Source organism: Pseudomonas neuropathica (assembly GCF_015461835.1).
GTDB classification, from domain to species: domain Bacteria; phylum Pseudomonadota; class Gammaproteobacteria; order Pseudomonadales; family Pseudomonadaceae; genus Aquipseudomonas; species Aquipseudomonas neuropathica.
The window spans coordinates 20274-42548 of the sequence record NZ_JACOPX010000003.1 but is presented as its reverse complement, the minus strand read 5'-3'; the positions used below and the strand labels follow the sequence as shown (position 1 = coordinate 42548).

15 protein-coding genes are annotated in these 22275 nt (G+C 59.6%); 8 read left to right on the top strand and 7 right to left on the bottom strand.

Annotation, left to right across the window (positions count from 1 at the left end; genetic code table 11):
* The first annotated feature begins 82 nt into the window (after nucleotides 1-82).
* From H8F23_RS04170 to cmoB, 8 genes are all read left to right on the top strand, one after another.
* Entirely contained in the window at nucleotides 83-535 is a 453-nt protein-coding gene (locus H8F23_RS04170) for a hypothetical protein (RefSeq protein WP_194933512.1), read from the top strand.
* A 205-nt stretch (nucleotides 536-740) separates the two neighbouring features.
* The gene (locus H8F23_RS04165; protein WP_194933511.1) at nucleotides 741-6467 is read left to right on the top strand and encodes a membrane-targeted effector domain-containing toxin; all 5727 of its coding nucleotides are present in this window, start codon (nucleotides 741-743) and stop codon (nucleotides 6465-6467) included.
* Nucleotides 6468-6692: 225 nt separating this feature from the next.
* Nucleotides 6693-9110 carry an endopeptidase La gene (lon, locus tag H8F23_RS04160; RefSeq protein ID WP_228759114.1) on the top strand — a complete coding sequence of 806 codons (2418 nt, stop codon included), beginning with the start codon at nucleotides 6693-6695 and terminating at the stop codon, nucleotides 9108-9110.
* Between the two features lie 170 nt (nucleotides 9111-9280).
* Nucleotides 9281-9658: a hypothetical protein gene (locus H8F23_RS04155; protein WP_194933510.1), complete on the top strand. Its 378-nt coding sequence runs from the start codon at nucleotides 9281-9283 to the stop codon at nucleotides 9656-9658.
* Between the two features lie 121 nt (nucleotides 9659-9779).
* Nucleotides 9780-10172 carry a protease inhibitor I42 family protein gene (locus H8F23_RS04150; protein ID WP_194933509.1) on the top strand — a complete coding sequence of 131 codons (393 nt, stop codon included), beginning with the start codon at nucleotides 9780-9782 and terminating at the stop codon, nucleotides 10170-10172.
* A 2-nt stretch (nucleotides 10173-10174) separates the two neighbouring features.
* The gene (locus tag H8F23_RS04145; RefSeq protein ID WP_194933508.1) at nucleotides 10175-10813 is read left to right on the top strand and encodes a lysoplasmalogenase; all 639 of its coding nucleotides are present in this window, start codon (nucleotides 10175-10177) and stop codon (nucleotides 10811-10813) included.
* A 166-nt stretch (nucleotides 10814-10979) separates the two neighbouring features.
* Entirely contained in the window at nucleotides 10980-11759 is a 780-nt protein-coding gene (gene cmoA / locus H8F23_RS04140; protein ID WP_175559565.1) for a carboxy-S-adenosyl-L-methionine synthase CmoA, read from the top strand.
* On the top strand, nucleotides 11756-12712 hold the full coding sequence (gene cmoB / locus H8F23_RS04135; RefSeq protein ID WP_194933507.1) for a tRNA 5-methoxyuridine(34)/uridine 5-oxyacetic acid(34) synthase CmoB: 957 nt from the start codon (nucleotides 11756-11758) through the stop codon (nucleotides 12710-12712). The genes cmoA and cmoB overlap by 4 nt, the downstream gene beginning before the upstream one ends.
* 166 nt (nucleotides 12713-12878) lie before the next feature.
* Here the strand turns inward: cmoB and tadA are convergent, their stop codons facing one another.
* From tadA to treP, 7 genes are all read right to left on the bottom strand, one after another.
* Entirely contained in the window at nucleotides 12879-13379 is a 501-nt protein-coding gene (gene tadA, locus H8F23_RS04130; RefSeq protein ID WP_095048334.1) for a tRNA adenosine(34) deaminase TadA, read from the bottom strand.
* Entirely contained in the window at nucleotides 13379-14755 is a 1377-nt protein-coding gene (locus H8F23_RS04125; protein ID WP_194933506.1) for a multicopper oxidase family protein, read from the bottom strand. Before H8F23_RS04125 ends, tadA begins: the two co-directional genes overlap by 1 nt.
* 117 nt (nucleotides 14756-14872) lie before the next feature.
* Nucleotides 14873-15163 carry a PTS transporter subunit EIIB gene (locus H8F23_RS04120; protein ID WP_194933505.1) on the bottom strand — a complete coding sequence of 97 codons (291 nt, stop codon included), beginning with the start codon at nucleotides 15161-15163 and terminating at the stop codon, nucleotides 14873-14875.
* Nucleotides 15164-15165: 2 nt separating this feature from the next.
* The gene (gene ptsP, locus H8F23_RS04115; protein WP_194933504.1) at nucleotides 15166-17694 is read right to left on the bottom strand and encodes a phosphoenolpyruvate--protein phosphotransferase; all 2529 of its coding nucleotides are present in this window, start codon (nucleotides 17692-17694) and stop codon (nucleotides 15166-15168) included.
* Between the two features lie 62 nt (nucleotides 17695-17756).
* Entirely contained in the window at nucleotides 17757-18980 is a 1224-nt protein-coding gene (locus H8F23_RS04110; RefSeq protein ID WP_194933503.1) for a maltoporin, read from the bottom strand.
* 105 nt (nucleotides 18981-19085) lie between these two features.
* Nucleotides 19086-20735, bottom strand: a complete 1650-nt coding sequence (gene treC, locus H8F23_RS04105) for an alpha,alpha-phosphotrehalase (protein WP_194933502.1) — start codon at nucleotides 20733-20735, stop codon at nucleotides 19086-19088.
* Nucleotides 20736-20825: 90 nt separating this feature from the next.
* Entirely contained in the window at nucleotides 20826-22268 is a 1443-nt protein-coding gene (gene treP, locus H8F23_RS04100; RefSeq protein ID WP_194933501.1) for a PTS system trehalose-specific EIIBC component, read from the bottom strand.
* Nucleotides 22269-22275: the final 7 nt, after the last annotated feature.

Here is a 22275-nt window from a genome sequence, read left to right as displayed (position 1 = left end):
CTGTCAGATATGACAGTTCACTGTCTTCACCCGTCCAATCAGACTTCCTTCTCCAACCAAAATCAGACGAAGGAAGCACTCCATGACTCATCCAAAGGCATCCCGAGCAGTTTGGGTAGACGGTATTCTCAACGTTAATGTAAAAGGCACCATTGGCGGTACGCCGGTCAATCTGACCAGCTTCTCGACAACCAGCATTTCCATCTCTGTCAGCGAGCTCGGCGGTTACAATTTTTCTTTCGAAGATAACCACGGCTCATCGAGCCGACGATCACTCTCCATCTCGCTTCGCAAACTGCTGGATCCTTCAATCGCTGACTACTTTGAATATGTCGTTACCGAACGAGGTATTCATCCTTATGACTATGAAGTGACATCCTCTTCCGGCATTTCTGTAAGTCAACTCAATAGCGGCCTGTACTTATACTCTCTCGATAATTTGCAACTTTCCGCCAAGGCAGTCCACGGTGATGAAACGCGTGAACTCACCGGTAGCGGATACTTTTTTCTCCAAGAGCTGACTTACCCTGTCTAACAAACAGGTCAGGATTTCACTCGTCGGGTTAAACGTGCGTCTGCCGTTCCGTCACAGGTCTAGGGCAGACGCATGCCGACGTGAAATACCGAGTCGAACCCAAGCTCCACATCGACAGACCAATACCCCCCCATACATATATACCACCTGCCCCCCACTGCCCCTCGCCATGCTGGCCGCTCACCCTCAGCATGGAAAAATGCCCATGAACCTCGCCACAACCCCCACCTCCGAAGAGGTCAAAAACGATCTCAACGCGATCGCCCATCACCTGTTCAATACATCAACCCCGCTCCTTCCCGAACAAAAACCGAGTACCGAACAGGCCTTTCTGAAACGCCTCGACGAACAACTGAAAACCTATCGCACCAGCTACCTGCAACGCAGCCGCGAGCTGTATCAGGCGCTGGAAAACAGCGATCTGCAAAGCGACGAAGGCAAACAACTGATCGCCACCCTGAAAGTCAGGCTGGCCACCCAACTGATCAACATGGATCAACGCGACCGGATCGACGATAAACCGGCGAAAACCTTCCTCAAATATGACGCGGGCTTCACCGCCATCGGCCACGAAGCCAGACAGGCCGTCACCGACCGCCTGCTGCACCCGCAAGCCGGCGAACTGCTGCAAAAACTCGATGCGGTGCCGATGCTGCGTCCGGCCATGTACGCGCTGCAGTTCAGCTATCAAGACACCACCGTTGAGCTGGCTGGCGCCTTTGTGGTCACGGAAAAGGACACTCGCCGAGTCAAGGACCTGCAGACCGACCAGAGCATGGGTTTCGCCCTGCTGTTTACCCCCACAAGAGGCATCGAATTCTTCAACTCCCTTGCTGATCTCGACAGCCAACTGCGCACATCGCTGAACCACCCCAGCGGTAGCGAGGAGTTCATGTCCATGTTGCCGACGCGCTATCACGCCGTGGGCGCAGCAGGGATCTGGCCGCTGCTGCTCGCGCCAATCGACAGCAGACCGTTGTTCGAACACACCTACGACGCGCTGATCGAAAAACGCACGCAGGATATCGAGCGCGCCTTGAGCTTCGCCGATAACCCGCAGCAAGACCTCAAACGATTGCTCACCGCGCTGGACCGCGCCATTGCCGCTGCCCTGCCGGATCTCACGCCGCGCCTGGCATTGCGTGCGCAAACCTTGTTCGAACGGCATCTGCGCTACAGCGCACCGGACTGGTTTCGAAGCGCCAGCACCGCGCAAAAAGACGCACTCGCGCAACATCTGCACAACTACCAGCAGGCACGGCAAGAACTGCTCGACTTGATGGAGCCGGCCGGCAGCCTGACGGCATTGGCCCGCCAGCAATGGCTGGAGCGTCTGAGCGAAGACCTGGAAATCGACGACCTCGAGCCGGCAAAGTTAAGCATTGCGACCGATCGCCGAGTGCCGGGCTACGGCGTTTATGTGCATCAATCCAGTCTGCTCGAGCTGTCCTTGCGCGGCCCGCACACCGGCGATGAATTACCGGGTTCGGAGTTTTTGAAGTACACCACCCTCACCTACGATGACGCGCCTTTGCCGCCAGACTACGCGGACGTGACGCCGGCGTGGCTGATCAGGCAAGCCGTGGAACTGCAGCCTCGGATTGACTTCAATCACTTGCAAAATGAGCTGCAGGCCAGGCCCGCAATCAAACCCGCCATCGAGCAGATGCTCGATAAACGTATCGTCGCCCTCGCTCACACGGCGGTGCTGCAAGGGCACTTGCTCGACAGTGACCTGCAACTGATCGAGCGCCTGCGTGACGGTAGCGATGCGCGCCTGCGCGCCGCCACCCTGTCGCTGCACGGCGCGCAGTTGCAGGATTTGTGGGTGCTGCGCCAGAACGATGACGGCGGCGCGCTCAAACGGCTGTTGCTGTGCACGCCACAGGCGCCGCGAGCGCAACAATTCCAGGCCTTCGACAGTGAGCGCGAATGCCAGACCCACCTGCTGGGCTGGGCCAAACACAGTGATGCCGCCGACAGCATGGCCGGCTACCTGATCAGCCGTGCGCCCATGCGCTTTCGCGCAAAGCTGCGCCACGTGTTGGCCGGGCTGAGTTTCAAACCTGAGGCGCTGGAGCATCAAAAGGTCACGTTCGCTCACACCGGCAGTCATCCCGATTGCCTGCGCGCGATGGCTGAACATGTGCTCGCCACTCGGATCGACGACTACGATTTCTGTACACCACTGTGGTATCGCTCCACCACGGCTGCCAACCGCCGAAAGCTGACGACCCTGAGTGAAGACGCCGAAGGCGCCTTGCGCGCGTTCAACAAGCATGCCTTGTCGGGCAGCCGCTTTCCGGCGTTCGATGACTACGTGCACGAGCAAGCCAAAATCAGCTTGAACCGCTTGCTCAAGCGCACCACCAACGATGTCGATCCGGATACCGTCTGGGCGTACTCGCCGAGTTCCGTCGTGCGCTCGTGGACGCCAAAACCTCTGAACTACACCACGCTGTATCGCGACGGCTACGCCGACGGCGTCGGTTTTCTCGATGAAAAATTTTCCCGCTCGGCGCGCTTCAGAGGCCCGCAGGGCATCGACCTCAGCAACCTGACCGCACAGAATGTCGCGCGCTCGGTCACCGGTGTGTGGATCGGCCAACGCTACATCGACAAGGTCAAGGCCGAACTGCAAGGTTCGACGAGCGAAGGCTACGACTTCAGACGCAACGCGACCCTGGCCATTACCCAGCGCCAGATGAAAAGCGCCGCGCTGGAATGCCAGCTGCAAGGCCATATCGCCAGCCGTGATCTGCAATGGCTGGAGCAGAGTATCGACAGCATGGCTGAGACGTCCGGCTCTATCCGCACGAAATATCCGCTCCACCGTTTGATGATCGACGGCGAGTGGGTACTCGATGCGTGGCTGTTCAGCCATGGCGACAACCCGGCCCTGCTCTACACCCCCGAGGCGCCTGACGGCGTCGCTTTCCGTGAAGCGCTGCTGTTCAATTACCTGCTTCAACAGCAGTCCGGCATGCTCGAATACCTGACGTTGCGCGTCGGCGTCAGCGCCCGGACCCGGGTTCGCACGCACCTTGAAAATATCAAGAAAGGGTTGCCCAAAGACCTCAATAAAACCACACCCAGCCCTGCACGTTACGACTCGACCCGCGCGGTCGCGGCGGTCAGTGATCTGCGCACCGTCCTTTACGACATGAGGCTGCAACGTCGTATCGACGACGTTAACGCCACCACCACCAGCCGTGCCGAGATGATCGCCGGTCTGGTCTGGACCAGTGTCGAATGGATCGCCGCCATTGCCACGGCGCCGTTCCCGCTGCTGAGCCTGAGCACCGGCCTGTTACTGGCTTTCAAGGACGCCATGCTCGCCCTGCATGCGTACCGTCAGGGTGACCACGGCGAAGCCTTCCAGCATCTGCTCGGCTATCTGTTCAACAGTGCCGGTGCGGTGCTGACCGACCTGCGTCCGACGCTGCGTTCACTGAAACTCGCGCGCCGGCCTTTGCGACAGAGCATCGCCAGCGCCCGCAACGAACAACAGAATGCAATGGCCGTGATCGATCAAGTGTCATCCGGCCCCGAACGGGATGAAATGAGTGCGGTGATTTTCAGAGGCCAGGTGTACTACATCCGGGAAAATGCCGACTCAATCGGTCGTCATGTGCTCTATCTGAACAATCCGGAGTTCGGCGATCCCCTCTCGAGCGGCATTCTCGCCGTGCGCAATGCCGATGGGGTGATGGTGCGCGCAGGCGTGCCCGGCGGTGCGCCGAAGTACGAGGCCGTGCCAGAGCCAGACGGTCCGCACAAGATCTATGGCGTCGAGCCCAAGTACCGCCAGCGCATCGAAGCGGTGATGAATCCGCAAACCCGGGAAACCATCCTCATCAGCAGTCAAGACTACATGGGCACCGATCCCCACTTGATCCTTGTCGGGGTCGTGGAAAATCTCGCCTCGACACGCACCGCTTACCTGAAGCAGGTCGAAAAGCTCAGCACAGACGCCGCGGCGCATTTCGCTGACCTTGCCGCGCTGCCAGCCCGCGCCGAAGTCCCGCCGATCGCCGACGACTTGTCATTTAAACAGTTGATCGCCAGTGACGCGGTCAAAGGGAAGAATCTGGTGATCGGCGCCCAGCCTGGTTCGATCGCCAGCAAACAACTGCTGATCAATCATCTGGACACCCTCGTTGAAAGTGGCTTCAAGCGACTTTACGTGGAATACCTGGCAGCGGATGTCTTCAACGCCAAGCTGGAAAAAATGAACAAGGGAAAATCATGGAGACACATCAAAAAACATCTTGAAGCCGTCGACCGTGCGCTGGGCCATGAGAAGGACGCGCCATTCTCTTACCTGGCACTGGTGCGTACCGCTCGCGAAAAGGGCTTGAAAATCCATGCGCTGGATGCTTCGACCAGCTACAAACTGGAAGGCGCTCTGGTACTGGACGACGTCTCGCCATTGACCCCTCGCAGCAACAGCCTGAGGAATTTCTATTCGCACAAGACGCTGGCCGCCGATATCTCCGACGCGTCTGAAGAGCGCTGGGTGATCCTCACCGAACAATCACGCATGTGCACCTTCGACAACACCCCCGGACTGGCCGACCTGCACGCGGCTGTCGCCGTGCGCGTGGAAGATGTCGCACAGGATCAGGCGGCACGCATCAGCCTCGATTCAGCCGGAGCAATCGCCGGGGATTCGGCCGCCAAGGGCGATTATCGCGTGCAGTGGCCGACGGCGTACAAGGCGCCTCAGCCCGTCTCCAGGCCGGCAGCGATTGCCCCCGTTGTCGAGCATTTCAGCGAGTACGATATCCCGCCCTCGATGCGCGACGATATTGCGCAAATGTTGCATCAACCCTACGCCATGGACTCACGCTATACCCCGACCGTACCGAAAGAACAACAGGCGCACGATGCGTTCATCGCCAACCGCAAACGTCTGGAGAAAAAGGCCAGGGACGCATTTACTCAGTACACGCCCCCCGAAGCGGCCACGCTGCCGACGCTCACCTCAGACACCACGTTCGAGGCGTTTTTGCAGCGGCTGGCCGACGGACGCTTGAACCTGCTGATCGGCGAGGCCCATAGCCACGTATCGAGCAAAGCGCTGCTGAAAAAGTACATGAAGGCGCTCAAGCAAGCCGGGTATGACACGCTCTACGTGGAACATCTGTTCACCGATTTGCACCAGGCCGATCTGGATACTTTTTTTCGGACACAGCGCATGCCGGACAGACTGAAGAATTACCTGCTCGTTCAGGACCGTGGCCAAATGCCGACCTATAACGGTAACGATACCTACACAGAGGTCCTCCAGGCGGCGGCCAAGTACAAAGTCCGTATCAGGGCCCTGGATTGCACGGCGTCTTACCACCTAAAGGGTGTGTTTAACGAAGATATCTCGCGAAACGAGATGTTCAGCTATTTCGCCACCCAAGTGATTGAAGCCGACCAACTGGCACACGGACCACATAAGTGGGTGGCCTTCATCGGCAATGCCCACACTAACTACAACCTGGGTGTGCCGGGTCTGGCGGATACCCTCTCGGCGGTCAGTCTCCACGTACGCGACAGCGCTCCGGAACTGGCCAGAGATATCCATCGCGGGACCTGGAGAGCGGTGGCCAGCGAGCGCGGAACCAATAGCCGGGCCTTGCGCAGCGATTTCCTGCTGGAAGTGGCCGTCGCCGGAAAGAAAAAACCAGCCCTGACGTCGGCCGTCGAGCGCAGCAAACTGACCCGGTCCGGGATGTTCATGATCGAAAATACGGATACGGGCGAGCTGCGCCTGGTGCATCAATCCAGGTCCGGCGACATCGTTGAGACACCGATTCAGGTCGATGACCACGGCTTGTTTTTCATTGATCGCTGGGAGAAAAAAGAGGAGCGTTTCAAATACCTGGGGACCTTGATCGATATGCTGGTCAGTGATCTGAAATTGACCGAGGTGAAATAACCGTCAGGTCTGACCTGCGCATTGCCAACAACCACCGGGCTTGACGGCCCGGTGGTTGTTTATGGCCCGGCGTTTTTCAGGTGGCGTTCAGATGCAAAACGAAGATCGCCCAGTGTAGAGAAACCCTGTCAAAACCCTGAACACACACGCAGAAACATCGCCCCCCATTGAAACCACCCAAGGCCTGCCCCATCTAAGACCCATACCCCATTGCGCAGGTGCCCCATGAGCGACCAGCAAGAATTCCCGGAAAACCCCGACGACTACACCGAAGCCGAACACATCGAACACACCTCCAGCGGCAAAGGCCTCGCCCTGCCCGGCCAGAACCTGCCGGACAAGGTCTACATCATCCCGATCCACAATCGCCCGTTCTTCCCGGCGCAAGTCCTGCCAGTCATCGTCAACGAAGAGCCCTGGGCTGAAACCCTCGAACTGGTCAGCAAATCCGAACACCATTCCCTGGCCCTGTTCTTCATGGACACGCCCCAGGAAGACCCGCGCCACTTCGACACCGGCGCCCTGCCGCAATACGGCACCCTGGTCAAAGTCCACCACGCCAGCCGCGAGAACGGCAAACTGCAATTCGTCGCCCAAGGCCTGAGCCGTGTGCGCATCAAGACCTGGCTGAAACACCACCGCCCGCCGTATCTGGTGGAGGTCGAATACCCGCACCAGCCCACCGAGCCGACCGACGAGGTCAAGGCTTACGGCATGGCGCTGATCAACGCGATCAAGGAACTGCTGCCGCTCAACCCGCTGTACAGCGAAGAGCTGAAAAACTACCTCAACCGCTTCAGCCCCAACGACCCGTCGCCGCTGACCGACTTCGCCGCCGCGCTGACCTCGGCCACCGGCCCCGAACTGCAAGAAGTGCTCGACTGCGTGCCGATGCTCAAGCGCATGGAAAAAGTCCTGCCGATGCTGCGCAAGGAAGTCGAAGTCGCGCGCTTGCAAAAAGAGATTTCGGCGGAAGTTAATCGCAAGATCGGCGAGCATCAGCGCGAGTTCTTCCTTAAAGAGCAACTCAAGGTCATCCAGCAGGAACTCGGCCTGACCAAGGACGACCGCAGCGCCGACCTTGAACAGTTCGAGCAACGTCTGGAAGGCAAAGTCCTGCCGGCGCAGGTGCAGAAACGCCTCGAAGAAGAAATGAACAAACTGTCGATCCTCGAGACCGGTTCGCCCGAGTACGCGGTGACCCGCAACTACCTCGACTGGGCGACCTCGGTGCCGTGGGGCGTCTACGGCGACGACAAACTCGACCTCAAGCACGCGCGCAAAGTCCTCGACAAACACCACGCCGGCCTCGACGACATCAAGGATCGCATCCTCGAATTCCTCGCCGTCGGTGCTTATAAAGGCGAAATCAGCGGTTCCATCGTGTTGCTGGTCGGCCCGCCGGGCGTGGGTAAAACCAGCGTTGGTAAATCCATCGCCGAATCCCTCGGCCGGCCGTTCTACCGCTTCAGCCTCGGCGGTATGCGCGACGAAGCCGAGATCAAGGGCCACCGTCGCACCTACATCGGCGCGCAGCCGGGCAAACTGGTGCAGGCGTTGAAAGACGTCGAGGTGATGAACCCGGTGATCATGCTCGACGAGATCGACAAGATGGGCCAGAGCTACCAGGGCGACCCGGCCTCGGCGCTGCTGGAAACCCTCGACCCGGAGCAGAACGTCGAATTCCTCGACCACTACCTCGACCTGCGCATGGACCTGTCGAAAGTCCTGTTCGTCTGCACCGCCAACACCCTCGATTCGATCCCCGGCCCACTGCTGGACCGGATGGAAGTGATTCGCCTGTCGGGCTACATCACTGAAGAGAAAGTCGCCATCGCCAAGCGTCACCTGTGGCCGAAATTGCTGGACAAGGCCGGCGTGTCCAAGGGCAGCCTGAGCATCAGCGACAGCGCGCTCAAAGCCTTGATCGACGGTTACGCCCGTGAAGCCGGCGTGCGCCAGTTGGAAAAACAAATGGGCAAACTGGTGCGCAAAGCGGTGATGAAGCTTATTGATGACCCGAAAGCGGTGATCAAGCTCGGCCCGAAAGACCTCGAAGCGTCACTCGGTCATCCGGTGTTCCGCAACGAGCAAGTGCTGTCCGGCACCGGTGTCATTACTGGCCTGGCCTGGACCAGCATGGGCGGCGCCACGTTGCCGATCGAAGCCACGCGGATTCACACGCTTAACCGTGGCTTCAAACTTACCGGGCAACTGGGCGATGTGATGAAGGAATCGGCGGAGATCGCCTACAGCTACGTCAGTTCGCACCTGAAACAGTTCGGCGGTGACGCGAAGTTCTTCGACGAAGCCTTCGTTCACCTGCACGTCCCCGAGGGTGCAACGCCGAAAGACGGCCCGAGCGCCGGCGTGACCATGGCCAGCGCCCTGCTCTCCCTCGCACGCAATCAACCGCCGAAGAAAGGCGTGGCGATGACCGGCGAACTGACCCTGACCGGGCATGTGCTGCCGATCGGCGGGGTGCGCGAGAAGGTGATCGCGGCGCGGCGGCAGAAGATTTTCGAGCTGATTCTGCCGGAACCGAACCGGGGCAACTTCGAGGAATTGCCGGATTATCTTAAGGAAGGGATTACTGTGCATTTTGCGAAGAAGTTTGCGGATGTGGCGAAAATATTGTTCTAACACGGTGCAACAAGGGCATTGTCTCAAGCGACAATGCCCTGTTTTCTATATAACAAAAAAAATGAACGTTATCGCAAGAAACGATAAAAACCTGTCAACTCTTACAGTAGCCCGTCACTACATCTCCCCTCAAACTTCCCTCTCGAATTTTCTGATTCAGGGGATCCATCATGTCAGAGCTATTGGAGGCTTCCGGTTATTTCATTGCAACACAGAACGGCAACAAGCTATTCGAAACCGAACGCATCACGATAGAGCACGGTGAAACATACATAACAATTCAAGGCTCTAAAGAACTGGGCTTTCCAAATGGAGAAGCAATCGACCTTACAATTGACTCGTCAACGCCTAACGGCGAGCACGAATTCAAGAGGGGTGAAAAACTACGAGAGGTTTTCTACCTCAACAGAAATGGAACACAATACGCCAATAAGGGAACCTTCAACTCCCATCTAGACAACACCAACCGGAAATATCGAATTAACTTTGATCTTTATTTTCACGGCCATACTGATCCTATCAAGGTCGAACTCGACGTTAGCGAATAACGGCGCCCCAGACTCACACTAACGTCGCCGCGTAGCTTTAGCCTGCGCGGCTTTGGTCACACTTTGTCTCATCTTCAGTTATGCTCGACGTTCGTCGTTAACGCCCGGAGCCGCTGACCCTATGTCCCCCACTCGCCTGTTTCTTCCCATCGCCCTCTCGTTGCTGGCCGCTTGCGCCACGCAACCGAAACACAACGTGACCGTGGAAAAACAAAGCGAATGCCCCGTGAAACTCACCAATGGGCAAAACCTGATCATCACACTGCCAAGCAACCCGACCACCGGTTATCGCTGGGCCATTCAGGATTCCGCCGGCGGTGTGTTGCGCGCCCTCAGCCCCGAGGTTTACAGCAATCCGGAAGATGCTGGCGTGGTCGGCGCGGCCGGGATTTCCACTTGGCGCTTCCAGGCCTTTGCCCCCGGCACCGGCCGCCTGCGCCTGACTTCGCAACAGCCATGGGCACCGGAAGTACTCCCGGTGGAAACCTTTGACTGCGCCATTTCGGTGAACTGATCGTGGGCTGGCTGATTCTGGCGCTGATGGGCGCGGTGACGTTTCTCTACGGTGTCAGCACCCACGCGGCGTTACTGTGTCTGTTGGTCAAACCGTTGCCGGTGCTGGCGCTGCTCGGCTGGTTGCACGATGCGCCGCCCAGCGACTATCGGCGCTGGATCAGTCTGGGTCTGATTTTCTCGCTGCTCGGTGATGTGTTGCTGGCGTGGCCGGGGGACCTGTTTGTATTCGGCCTCGGTGCGTTTCTGGTTGCGCATCTGGCTTATCTGAAAGCTTATCTGAGTGACTGCAAGCGTCTGGCGGTGTTGCCGTTGGTGCTCGCCCTCGGAGTTGGCGCGGTATTGCTGGGACTTCTGATTTCCAGCGGCTTAGGTCCGTTGCTGGTGCCGGTGGTTGTCTATGCCACGGCGATCAGCGCGATGCTCTGGCGCGCGCTTGCTCGTCTCGGCACCGATGTGCCGAAACGCTCGGCGTTGCTGGCGGCCGGTGGTGCAGTGGCATTCGTGTTCTCTGACAGCGTGATCGGTATCGACCGTTTCGTCGCCCCTTTCCACGCCGCCCCTTACGTCATCATCCTCAGCTACTGGCTGGGCCAATGGGGCATCGCCGCCTCCGCTTTCTCCCAGACTAAACGGATCTGATCGTTCCCACGCTCCGCGTGGGAATGCATCCTGTGACGCTCAGCGTCACTTACGCAGGGACGCAGAGCGTCCGGGGCGGCATTCCCACGCAGAGCGTGGGAACGATCACTGGCAAAAAAAGCGCTTTATCAGACAACCCAAGCATCCCCGCGCCACTTTGGCTAAAATGCCGGCCTTTTCCACCGACACCGCCGGAACCGCCGTGAGCAAAGAACCCGATCGTATTTTCGCCAAGCCTTTGGCCCAGGTGCCTGACTTCGCCTTCAATGAAGACGTGGTGCGAGTGTTCCCGGACATGATCAAGCGCTCGGTGCCGGGTTACCCGACCATCGTCGAAAACCTCGGCGTGCTCGCCGCGCAGTTCGCCCAGCCGAACAGCGTGCTCTACGACCTCGGCTCGTCCTTGGGCGCTGTCACTCAAGCCCTGCGTCGCCACGTGCGCACCGACGGTTGCCGGGTAATCGCTGTGGATAACTCGGCAGCGATGGTTGAGCGCTGCCGCGAATACCTCAACGGTCAGGACTCGATGTTCCAGGAGTTGCTGCCGGTCGAAGTGATCGAAGGTGACATTCTCGCCCTCGATTTCCAGCCAGCTTCGGTGGTGGCGCTGAACTTCACCCTGCAATTCATCGCCCCCGATCAGCGCACGGCGTTGCTCTCGCGCATTCGCCAATCGCTGCTGCCGGGCGGCGCGCTGATACTCTCGGAGAAGCTACGCTTCAACGATGCCGAAGAACACGCGCTGCTCACCGATCTGCATGTCGCCTTCAAACGCGCCAACGGCTACAGCGAACTGGAAATCGCCCAGAAGCGCAGCGCCATCGAAAACGTCATGAAGCCCGACAGCCTCGAAGAACACCGCGAACGCCTGCTGGCCGCCGGGTTCTCGAAAGTCGTGCCGTGGTTCCAGTGTCTTAACTTTGCCTCGTTGATTGCCTTGCCATGATTGATCTGTCCCCCCTCGCCCGCCGTCTGGCCGGCACCCCGCTGGCCGAATGGGCCAACACCCTGCAAGCGCAACTCGACAAGAAAATGGAGAAAGGTCACGGCGACCTGGAGCGCTGGCAAAGTGCGCTGGATGCCCTGCCGAAAATCCAGCCGAGCGAAGTCGACCTGCTCAACGGCCTGAAACTCGACACCGACTGCGACGAGGAAACCCGCGCGCAGATGCGTACCGCGCTGATGGGCCTGTCGCCCTGGCGCAAAGGCCCGTTTGATCTGTTTGGGGTGCACGTCGACACCGAATGGCGTTCGGACTGGAAGTGGTCGCGTGTCTCTCCGCACCTCGACTTGAAGGGCAAACGCATCCTCGATGTCGGTTGTGGCAACGGTTATTACATGTGGCGCATGCTCGGTGCCGGCGCGAACAGTGTGATCGGTGTTGACCCGAACTGGCTGTTCTTCTGCCAGTTCCAGGCCGTGCAGCGTTATCTGTCAGAACCCAATGCCTGGCACTTGCCCTTTCCGTTCGAAGACCTGCCGCCAAACCTAGAAGGCTTCGACACGGTATTTTCCATGGGCGTGTTCTACCACCGTCGCTCGCCGATCGAGCATTTGCTGGCGCTGAAGGATTGCCTGGTCAAGGGCGGCGAACTGGTGCTGGAAACGCTGGTGGTCGAAGGCGACAAGTATCAGGTGCTGGTGCCGGAAGATCGTTATGCGCAGATGCGTAATGTGTGGTTCCTGCCGTCGGTGCCGGCGCTGGAGTTGTGGCTGCGCCGTGCCGGGTTCACCGATATTCGTTGCGTGGACGTGAGCACAACCACGGTTGAAGAACAGCGCGGGACTGAGTGGATGAAGTATCAGTCGCTGAGCGACTTCCTTGATCCCGAGGACCACAGCAAAACCATCGAAGGATTGCCGGCGCCGATGCGCGCGGTGATTGTCGCTCGTAAATAATCAAATCGCCCAAACACCGCGGTGAGCCCACCCCTCACCCCAGCCCTCTCCCCAAGGAGAGGGAGCTGATCATTGAGCTTTTCAACACTTGAGTTCGACTCGGAATCTCAGGTCGACGGACCTCGCCCATCCATCTCGGTCAGTCCCCTCTCCCTCTGGGAGAGGGTTAGGGTGAGGGGCTTTTTGCTCGGCGAGCACGGAAGAATTCGGTCAGCACGGCGCCACACTCTTCGGCCAAAACCCCGCCTTCATACAGCACTCGATGGTTGAGAAAGCCCTGAGTGAAGAACTGCCCCTGACTCTGCACAATCCCCGCTTTCGGTTCCAGCGCGCCATACACCACCCGCGCCACCCGCGAATGCACGATCAGCCCGGCGCACATGCTGCACGGCTCCAGCGTCACATACAGCGTGCTACCCGGCAGACGATAGTTATCCACCGCCTGCGCGGCTTCGCGAATGGCGACCATTTCCGCGTGGGCACTCGGGTCGCTGGTGCTGATCGGGCAGTTGAAACCGCGACCGATGATCTCGCCGTCCTGCACCAGCACCGCGCCCACCGGCACTTCGCCGAGGGCCGCGCCTTGTGCGGCGAGAAGCAACGCTTCGCGCATGAAATCGCGATCACGGCTGCGGTCGATAATTGCCGCAGGGCGAATCTGGCGCATCACTTCACCTCGATGGCGGCCATCAGGCCGGTTTCCATGTGATCGATCACGTGACAGTGGAACATCCACACCCCCGGATTATCGGCCACCAGCGCCACTTGCGCGCGCTCGTTCTTGCCCAGCAGATAGGTGTCGGTGAAGTACGGAATGATCTTGTGCCGGTTCGACGCGATCACCTTGAAACTCATGCCGTGCAGGTGGATCGGGTGCTGATACTGGGTCATGTTCTTCAATTCGAAGATGTAGCTTTGCCCCAGTTTCAGACTGGCAATCGGCCGGTCGGCGCAGGTCTTGTCGGTGATGTCCCAGGCCTTGCCGTTGATCTGCCACAGGCTCGGCGGCTTGCCGTTGTCGACGTTGACCGATACCGAGCCGACCCACTCGAAATTGAAGTTGAGTTTCTCGGCATTGGCCAGGTCCGGCTCTGCCACCGGATTGGCCGGCAGCGCTTTCGGCCAGTCAGTCGGCGCATCGTTATTGGCCACTGAACGCAGCGTGCCCAGACGCACCGGGCCGTTGCGCAGCGACAACTCTTCACCCGCTGCCGGCGCCTTGATCGCCAGACAGATACGCATGCCCGGGCCCAGCCAGTATTCCTTGCCCAGCGGGCGCGGCTCGACCGGGTTGCCGTCCAGCGCATAGATCTGCGCTTCGACGCCGGGAATGTTGATGCGGTAAGTCAACGTGTTGTCGAGGTTGAGCAAACGCACGCGAGTGATCTGCCCGGCCGGCAGTTCGATCACCGGGGTCGGCACGCCGTTGATGGTCGACAACCGCCCCGCCGTGCCACCACGAGCCGCTTCACGGGGAATGCTGAACTCGACGAAATTGCCTTCGTCATCGATGTGCCAGTTCTTCAGGCTCAAAGTCTTTTCGTACTTGAAACCGGTCGGCTCGCGCTCTTCGATGATCAATGGCCCGACCAAGCCGCGCCCGAGCTCTTCGCTGCTGCTGACATGCGGGTGATACCAGTAGCTACCGGCATCCGGCACGCGGAATTTGTAATCGAAGTACTCGCCCGGCAACACCGGCAGCTGCGATACGTACGGCACACCGTCCATTTCCAGCGGCAGACGAATGCCATGCCAGTGAATGGTCGTCGCTACCGGCAAGTGGTTGATGAAGCGCACCCGCAGCCATTCACCCTGACGCACGCGCAACTCGGTGCCCGGCGCCGACGGCCCGAATGCCCAGGCCTCGGTCTTGTGCCCCGGCACCAGCTCGACGTCCAGCGGGGCGGCGATCAGCTCATAGTCGTGGCCCGCCTCGGCGTCGGCCATTTTCCCCAGCCAATACCGCGACGCGCCCCCCGCACCGACACCAACGACAACAAGACCGGCCAGGCCACTGAGGATTTGGCGACGGGTAAAGGACATGAACTCAACTACCTCACGTATCAGCGACAGGCCCTGAAAGCCTGCAAAAGGCGAATACGATACACCTGCGGTTGAGAAACAGTAAGGGCGACCTGAGGCCGCACATCAGCTGTCGGCTTAAGATCGCAGCCCGGTAATCAGGTGCACGACACCGTCCTCCAAGGGCATCACGCCCGCGACCCCGGCGGCGCTCAACGCCTGTTGATCGATACCCGACACATCACGCAATACAACCCGCACGCGCGTCAACGCCAGCGGTTGCTGTGACTGGAGGTTATCCACACCACCCAGCGCCGCGACGATCGCGGCGCTCAATCCGGCGCTCGGCTCGGCGAGGATTTCGGGTGCGTCCACCACCAGATCCGGGGTCAGGGCCTTCCAGAATGCCTTCTGCAATTTATCCAACATCTTCAGTTCTCCAGAACCCGTAAAGTATCGACGGTTGCCTCGTGAAAGAGCTGCAACGCCTCGCGCACCTGCCCGGCACTTTCCAGTCCGAGCACCTGTTGGGCGATGATCTGACAATCGGCCAGCTCGAGTTCGCGCACCGTCGCCTTGACCGGTGCAATCATCGGCACGCTCACCGACAGTTCATCCACGCCCAACCCGAGCAACAACGGCACCGCCAGACGTTCCGAGGCCATTGCCCCGCAGACTCCGACCCATTTGCCATGGGCGTGCGCGGCCTTCACAGTCATGGCGATCAGGCGCAATACCGAGGGATGAAAACTGTCCGCCTGACTGGCCAGACGCGGGTGATCGCGATCCATCGCCAGGGTGTATTGCGTCAGGTCATTGGTGCCGATCGAGAAAAAATCCACCAGCGGCGCAAACAGGTCCGCCATCAGCGCCGCGGCCGGCACCTCGATCATGATCCCCAGTTTCGGTCGTTGCGTCAGTCCCTGCGCGAGGATTTCCTCGTCGAGCATTTGCCGCGCCAGACGCAGCTCCGACAGTTGCGTGACCATCGGCAACATGATGTGCAAACGTGTCAGCTCGCAGCAGCCGAGCATGGCCCGGAACTGCTCACGCAATAACTGCGGGCGCTCCAGGCACAAACGAATGCCGCGCACGCCAAGGAACGGGTTGGTTTCGCTGTCCATCGGCACGTAGGCCAGCGGTTTGTCACCACCGACATCAAGGGTGCGCACCACCAGATTGTGCGCAGGTCCCACGCAGCGAGCGATGGCGCTGTAGGTCGCAGCCTGTTCGTCATGGCTCGGCGCGTGATTACGGCCCAGGTAAAGAAACTCAGAACGCAACAGGCCGACGCCCGCACCGCCGAGGGCCATGGCCTGCTCGGTTTCCGCTAGCGAGGCGACGTTGGCCGACACCTCGACGTGATGACCGTCACGGGTCCGCGCCGCGAGCGATGCGCTGGCCAACTCATGCTCATGGCGTTGACGCTGTTGCGCGTGCCGCGCCTGCCATTGACTGACGGCCGCAGGATCGGGACGCACATGCAATTCGCCCTTGTCGGCATCGAGCAACACCGGGGTCCCGTTGCTCAACGCCAACATCTGCACCGGCACCCCGCAGATCGACGGCAGACCACAGGCGCGCGCAAGAATCGCCACGTGACTGGTTGCGCCGCCGCCGACCGTGGCAAAACCCAGCACCTTGCTGGTATCGATGCCGGCGGTCTGCGACGGGGTCAGTTGATCGGCAATCAGAATGCTTCCAGGCGGCAGCTCCATTGCCTGCTCGCCAATGCCCAGCAATAGCTTGAGCACGCGGCGCCCGACATCGGTCAGGTCCGCCGCCCGTTCAGCCAGCAACGCACTGCCCAGTTGGCGAAACATCGCCGCGGTTTCTTCAGTGGCCGCGCGCCAGGCAAACGCCGCGCTTTTGCCGTCGCTGATCAACGCCTGGGCCTGATCGAGCAGCCCCGGATCTTCGAGCAGTTCCTGATGCGCCTTGAAGATCTCGGCCTCGGCCTCGCCAGCGGCGGTGTCGCGCAAATGCTGCAAGGCCAGATCGGCTTCGATCAGGGCATTGGCAAGGGCCTCGCGCTCGCCGTCTGCTCTGCCGCCGAACTCGCTGACGTCGAACACCGGCTCGCTGATCTGCACCACTTGGCCCAACGCCGAACCGGGTGACGCGCAGACGCCACGCAGCAGGGTCAGAACATCGGTTTCGACCAGCTCGACTGGCGCCACCGCCGTCACCGCTTCACCGCAGCCTTCAATCAGTAATCGAGTCAGCGCCTCGATTGCCGCGTCAGCATCTTCGCCCACCGCACTGACCTGCACGCTGTCGCCGCACGCGGTCTGCAACGCCATGATCGCCACCAGGGATTTGGCGTTGGCCTGAGCCTGCTGTTTATGCAGGTAAATCTTTGCCACGAAGCCCTTTGCCGCTTGCGCGAACACCGCTGCCGGGCGCGCGTGCAATCCGTTGGGATTGGGCAGTTTCAACGTTTGAGAGAACACGGCCTGACCTTCTGCCGCGCCAGCATCCACGCCACAAGCCTGAGTACGGGCGAGTTCAAGCAACGGCTGACCGGTTTCGACCCATCCGCTCGACGCGACCCGCCAGGTGAACGGTTCTCCGCTAACCACCAGCATCAATGTCATCAGGCTGCGCGCATGCCGGGCAATGTAATCGGCGTCGAACTCGATCAACGCTTGTCCGGCGGCAACCCGTTGCCCCTCTTCAACCAGGCGGGTGAAGCCTTGCCCGCCGAGGTTCACGGTATCAAGGCCGATGTGCATCAACACTTGTACGCCATGGTCATCGGTGATGCTCACGGCATGCCCGCTGGCCTGCACGTTGCTGACGATGCCGGCCAGAGGCGCACACAGGGTCGATGAAGTCGGGTCGATGCACAGACCGTCGCCGATCACGCGCCCGGAAAACACTGGATCGGGCACCTGCTCAAGCGCGATCAGGACACCGGACAAGGGAGCCAGCAATTGCAATGGTTGGGGTGTGGCCATGACGTCACCTGCAGTTTTGTTCTTTGAAGTGCCCATGGAGCGCGACGCTCCATCAGCATCGCTTATTTCCACCAGTATTCGACCTGCAATCCGACATTCGCACCGTGGCGAGCGCTACCGAAGGCGCCGGTGTCGGAGAGTGCCGAGCCTTTGGCCAGTTCGTTGGCCGCCCGTTTGGCCGCCTCGTTCCAGGTGGCGTACGTGTAATACAGCCGCACCTCGGGGCGCGCCCAGAACTCCGGGCCTTTCGGCGACCAGGTCGGGGCAAAGGTAAATTTGCTCAGTTTGCGCGTACCACCCGCAGCTTCGACTTGATCGTGACCCAGTTCGGTGACCAGTTTGAAGTGCTCGCTGAGCGCATAAGTCGGTCGCACCCCCAGCGAGATCCAGTTCTGGTCGACACCGTCCGGGCGGATGTCTTTCTGGTACACCGCTTCAATCTGGCCACCGAAGCGCGGCGTCACCTGCCAGTCGAAAAACTCGACGACCCGGTAACTTTTATTGCTGTCGTCCAGTTTGACGTTGCCGGTGTAACCCAGCCCGGTGCCCGGCCCTTCACCGTATTGCAGCGCCAGTTTGTTTTTGCCGCCGAGAAAATCCGTCTGCACGTGTTGCGTGGTGATCGCCCAGCCCCGGTGGGCATCGCGGCTGTCGGGTTTGTCGATATAACTCAAGCCGAACTCCAGCTCACCGCCAGGATTGGTCTTGAAACCGGCGACGTTGAAGTCGTGCCGATTGATGTAGTCCTTCTGGTACAGGTTGTCCTTGCGCGAGAAGGCGTAGCTGTATTTCAGATCGCCGATCAACACGTCTTCGACCCCGCCCCCCGTGGCGCTCTGGTTCCAGTAGTAGAAGTCGGAAATATGGATGTCATTGCGCTTGTAGTAACGGCGTCCGGCCCACAATGACCCCCCGTTGAGCGCGGGCATCGCCGACCACTGTGCGTAGGCCTGCGGCAAGCGGATCGAGCCATTGTCGTCTTTGAACGTGGGGCTGCGGTCGTAGCGGTTATACAGCGAGGCCATGCCGTCGACACTCAGTACCGAACCGTCGTCAAGGGTGTACAGGTCCTGCCGCAACTCGAGTTCGCCGTACTGCTCGCATTCGTTACCCAAGCGATATTTGGTCTGCGCACCCGGTAACTGGAAACACGACTGACCGCTGCTGTTGACCGACGTGCCGACACCGCTGCGCAGGTAGCCGCCAAACTCCAGCGCTTGTGACGTTGGCGGTAAGGCCAGGCAAAAACCTGCGACTGCAAGGCTGCGATTTATTGTTGTTTTCATAAGCCACCCCATTGTTTTTATTGTCTGGTTGCATGAATTCGGCGCGCAGAAATCCCCCGCGCAGTGCTCTGCGTGTTTTTTGAACGTTGTTTTTTTAGTTAAAGGTCAGGGATCGATCAGGTGCAGGACGAAGGACTCGTAAGGTCGCAACGTCACCTGGCGCTTGCGCAACGCGCCCTCCGGATAATTGCTGATCAACTGGCGCTGTCTCATCGATTCACTGATGACCGTCGACGGTAATTCCACTTCACAGGTCGTCCCGTAGAAGTTGTTCACCACCAACAACCGCTCGGCGCTGCCTTCACGCACATACGCCCAGACTTGCGGATGTTCAGGCAGCAATTGTTGGTACAGCCCGTCGGTGATCAACGGTTCGCTGCGGCGCAGCGCGATCAGACGGCGGTAGTGATGCAACACCGAGTCCGGATCGTCGAGCTGGTTTGCGACGTTGATCTGCGCAGCATTGGCCGGCACTCCGATCCACGGTTCGACACGGCTGAAACCGGCGTTTGGCCCGGCGTCCCAGTGCATCGGCGTGCGCCCGTTATCGCGGGATTTCTGCATGATCGCTGCCATGTTGTCGGTATCGCTGCTACCGGCCTCGCGCTTGAGGCGAAAAATATTCAGCGTCTCGACATCGCGATAGTGCTCGATCGATTCGAACCCCGGATTGGTCATGCCCAACTCTTCGCCCTGATACACGAACGGCGTGCCCTGCAGAAAGTGCAGTGCGGTGCCGAGCATCTTCGCCGAGCATTCGCGGTACTCGCCGTCGTTGCCGAAGCGCGAGACCACGCGCGGCTGATCGTGGTTACACCAGAACAGCGCGTTCCAGCCGCCCCCCGCCTGCATGCCGGTCTGCCAGTCGGACAGAATTTTCTTTAGCTGAAGGAAATCGAAGTCGGCGCGCACCCACTTCTGCAGGTTTGGATAATCGACTTTCAGGTGATGAAAGTTGAAGGTCATCGACAGTTCTTTCGACTGCGGATTCGAATAACGAATGCAGTGTTCGAGGCTGGTCGATGACATCTCGCCGACATTGATCAGGTCCTGCCCTTCGAAGACTTCGCGGTGCATCTGCTGCAAGTACGCGTGGACATTCGGCCCATCGGTATAGAAACCTCGGCCATCGCTGTTGTCTTCGGGGAAGTCCTTGGGCTTGGAGATCAGATTGATGACGTCCAGACGAAATCCACCCACGCCCTTGTCCCGCCAGAACTGCATCATCCGGAACACTTCAGCGCGCACCTTGGGATTATCCCAATTCAGGTCGGCCTGAGTGTGGTCGAACAGGTGCAGGTAATACTGACCGGTCTGGGCTTCGTACTCCCAGGCGGAACCGCCGAACTTGGATTCCCAGTTGTTCGGCTGATCACGCCAGATATAGAAGTCACGGTAAGGATTGTCGAGGCTACTGCGCGCCTGTTGAAACCAGACGTGCTCGATCGAGGTGTGATTGACCACGATGTCGAGCATCAGCTTGATCCCGCGCTTGCCCGCCTCGGCGATCAGCAATTCGCAGTCGGCCATGCTGCCGTAGCTCGGGTCGATGGCGTAGTAATCGCTGATGTCATAGCCGTTATCGCGTTGCGGCGAACGCAGAAATGGCGTTATCCATAAACAGTCGACGCCCAGCCACTTCAGGTAATCGAGTTTGGCGACGATACCGAGCAGATCACCCGTCGGGTTGCCGGCGTGACTATGAAAACTCTTCGGATAGATCTGGTAGATCACCGAACGCTGCCAGTCTTGCATGGCACAACTCCTTCAATAAGTCCGTGCGGCTCGCGCCCAGATTGAAATGCAATCAACTGTGGAAGCGAGCCTGCTCGCGAAAGCGATTGTTCAGGCAACCCGATAACCGGGCCGGACGATCTTCATGCTCAGTGCACAGGTCAGAACAAACGGCACGAGCATGGCAATCAGCATCCCCAGCACAAACATCGGGATGTACTGCGGAATGATCGAGATGAAACCCGGCAGTCCACCGACGCCGATGGCCGAGGCCTGAACCTTGTTCAGCGACAGGAACACGCAGCCCAGTGCCGAACCGGTCAGCGCGGCATAAAACGGAAACTTGTAGCGCAGGTTGACGCCGAACATCGCTGGCTCGGTGATACCGAAGTAGGCGGAGATTGCCGAAGTCGACGCCATGCTCTTGTCCCCTGCATTACGGGTCATCCAGAACACCGCCAGGGCGGCACTGCCCTGAGCGAGGTTGGACATGACGATCATCGGCCAGATAAAGGTACCGCCCTGGGTCGAGATCAATTGCAGGTCGACCGCGAGAAACATGTGGTGCATGCCGGTGATCACCAGCGGCGCATACAGCAGACCGAAAATCGCGCCACCCACCATTGGTGCCAGGTCAAACAGCATGACCAGCCCTTCGGTGATGAAGATGCCGATGTGGCGGGTCACCGGGCCAATCACGGCCAGCGCCAGTACGCCGGTAACGACGATGGTGGTGATCGGTACCACGAGTAACTGAATGGCGTTGGGCACGCGCGCGCGCAGCCATTTTTCGATGACGCTCATTACGTAAGCGGCCAGCAGAATCGGCAGGATCTGCCCCTGATAGCCGACCTTTTCCACCTGAAACAACCCGAGAATGTCGAAGTACGGCAGATGCTGCCCGTCCAGCCCGGCCACGGCCTTGCCGTAGTTCCAGGCGTTAAGCAGATCCGGGTGCACCAGCATCAGACCGAGGACGATGCCGAGGATCTCGCTGCCGCCGAAGCGCTTGGCCGCCGACCAGCCCACCAGCGCCGGCAGAAACACGAACGAGGTGTTGGCCATCAGATTGATCAGGCTCCACAGCCCATCCAGTTTCGGGTAGGCATCGAGCAGGGTCTGCCCGTCGATGAACATGCCTTTGGCACCCAGCAGATTGTTGATGCCCATCAGCAGGCCGGCAATGATCAGCGCCGGCAGAATCGGCATGAACACGTCGGAAAACACCCGCACCAGACGCTGCACGGCGTTGATCTTTTCAGTGCTTTTCTGTTTGACGTCAGCGATCGTCGACGCCGCGAGACCGGTCTGACGACGCAGTTCGGCATAGACCTTTTCCACTTCGCCCGGACCGATCACCACCTGATACAGGCCACCGGTAAAGAACGAGCCTTTGACCAGGTCGATCTGGTTGAGCATGGCACTATCGACCAGGCCCGGATCTTTCAGGGCCAGCCGCAACCGCGTGACGCAATGGGCGGCCTGTTCGAGGTTGTCGCTGCCGCCGAGGCTTTGCAGCAATTGCCTGGCGATGTTCGGATAGTCGTGGCTCATGCTAGTT

Coding starts and splice junctions, on each gene's coding strand:
- lon (WP_228759114.1), top strand. CDS start 6,693: ATGAGCGACCAGCAAGAATTCCCGGAAAACCCCGACGACTACACCGAA.
- cmoB (WP_194933507.1), top strand. CDS start 11,756: ATGATTGATCTGTCCCCCCTCGCCCGCCGTCTGGCCGGCACCCCGCTG.
- treP (WP_194933501.1), bottom strand. CDS start 22,268: ATGAGCCACGACTATCCGAACATCGCCAGGCAATTGCTGCAAAGCCTC.
- H8F23_RS04155 (WP_194933510.1), top strand. CDS start 9,281: ATGTCAGAGCTATTGGAGGCTTCCGGTTATTTCATTGCAACACAGAAC.
- H8F23_RS04125 (WP_194933506.1), bottom strand. CDS start 14,755: ATGTCCTTTACCCGTCGCCAAATCCTCAGTGGCCTGGCCGGTCTTGTT.
- tadA (WP_095048334.1), bottom strand. CDS start 13,379: ATGCGCCAGATTCGCCCTGCGGCAATTATCGACCGCAGCCGTGATCGC.
- H8F23_RS04110 (WP_194933503.1), bottom strand. CDS start 18,980: ATGAAAACAACAATAAATCGCAGCCTTGCAGTCGCAGGTTTTTGCCTG.
- cmoA (WP_175559565.1), top strand. CDS start 10,980: ATGCCGGCCTTTTCCACCGACACCGCCGGAACCGCCGTGAGCAAAGAA.
- treC (WP_194933502.1), bottom strand. CDS start 20,735: ATGCAAGACTGGCAGCGTTCGGTGATCTACCAGATCTATCCGAAGAGT.
- H8F23_RS04120 (WP_194933505.1), bottom strand. CDS start 15,163: ATGTTGGATAAATTGCAGAAGGCATTCTGGAAGGCCCTGACCCCGGAT.
- H8F23_RS04165 (WP_194933511.1), top strand. CDS start 741: ATGAACCTCGCCACAACCCCCACCTCCGAAGAGGTCAAAAACGATCTC.
- H8F23_RS04170 (WP_194933512.1), top strand. CDS start 83: ATGACTCATCCAAAGGCATCCCGAGCAGTTTGGGTAGACGGTATTCTC.
- ptsP (WP_194933504.1), bottom strand. CDS start 17,694: ATGGCCACACCCCAACCATTGCAATTGCTGGCTCCCTTGTCCGGTGTC.
- H8F23_RS04150 (WP_194933509.1), top strand. CDS start 9,780: ATGTCCCCCACTCGCCTGTTTCTTCCCATCGCCCTCTCGTTGCTGGCC.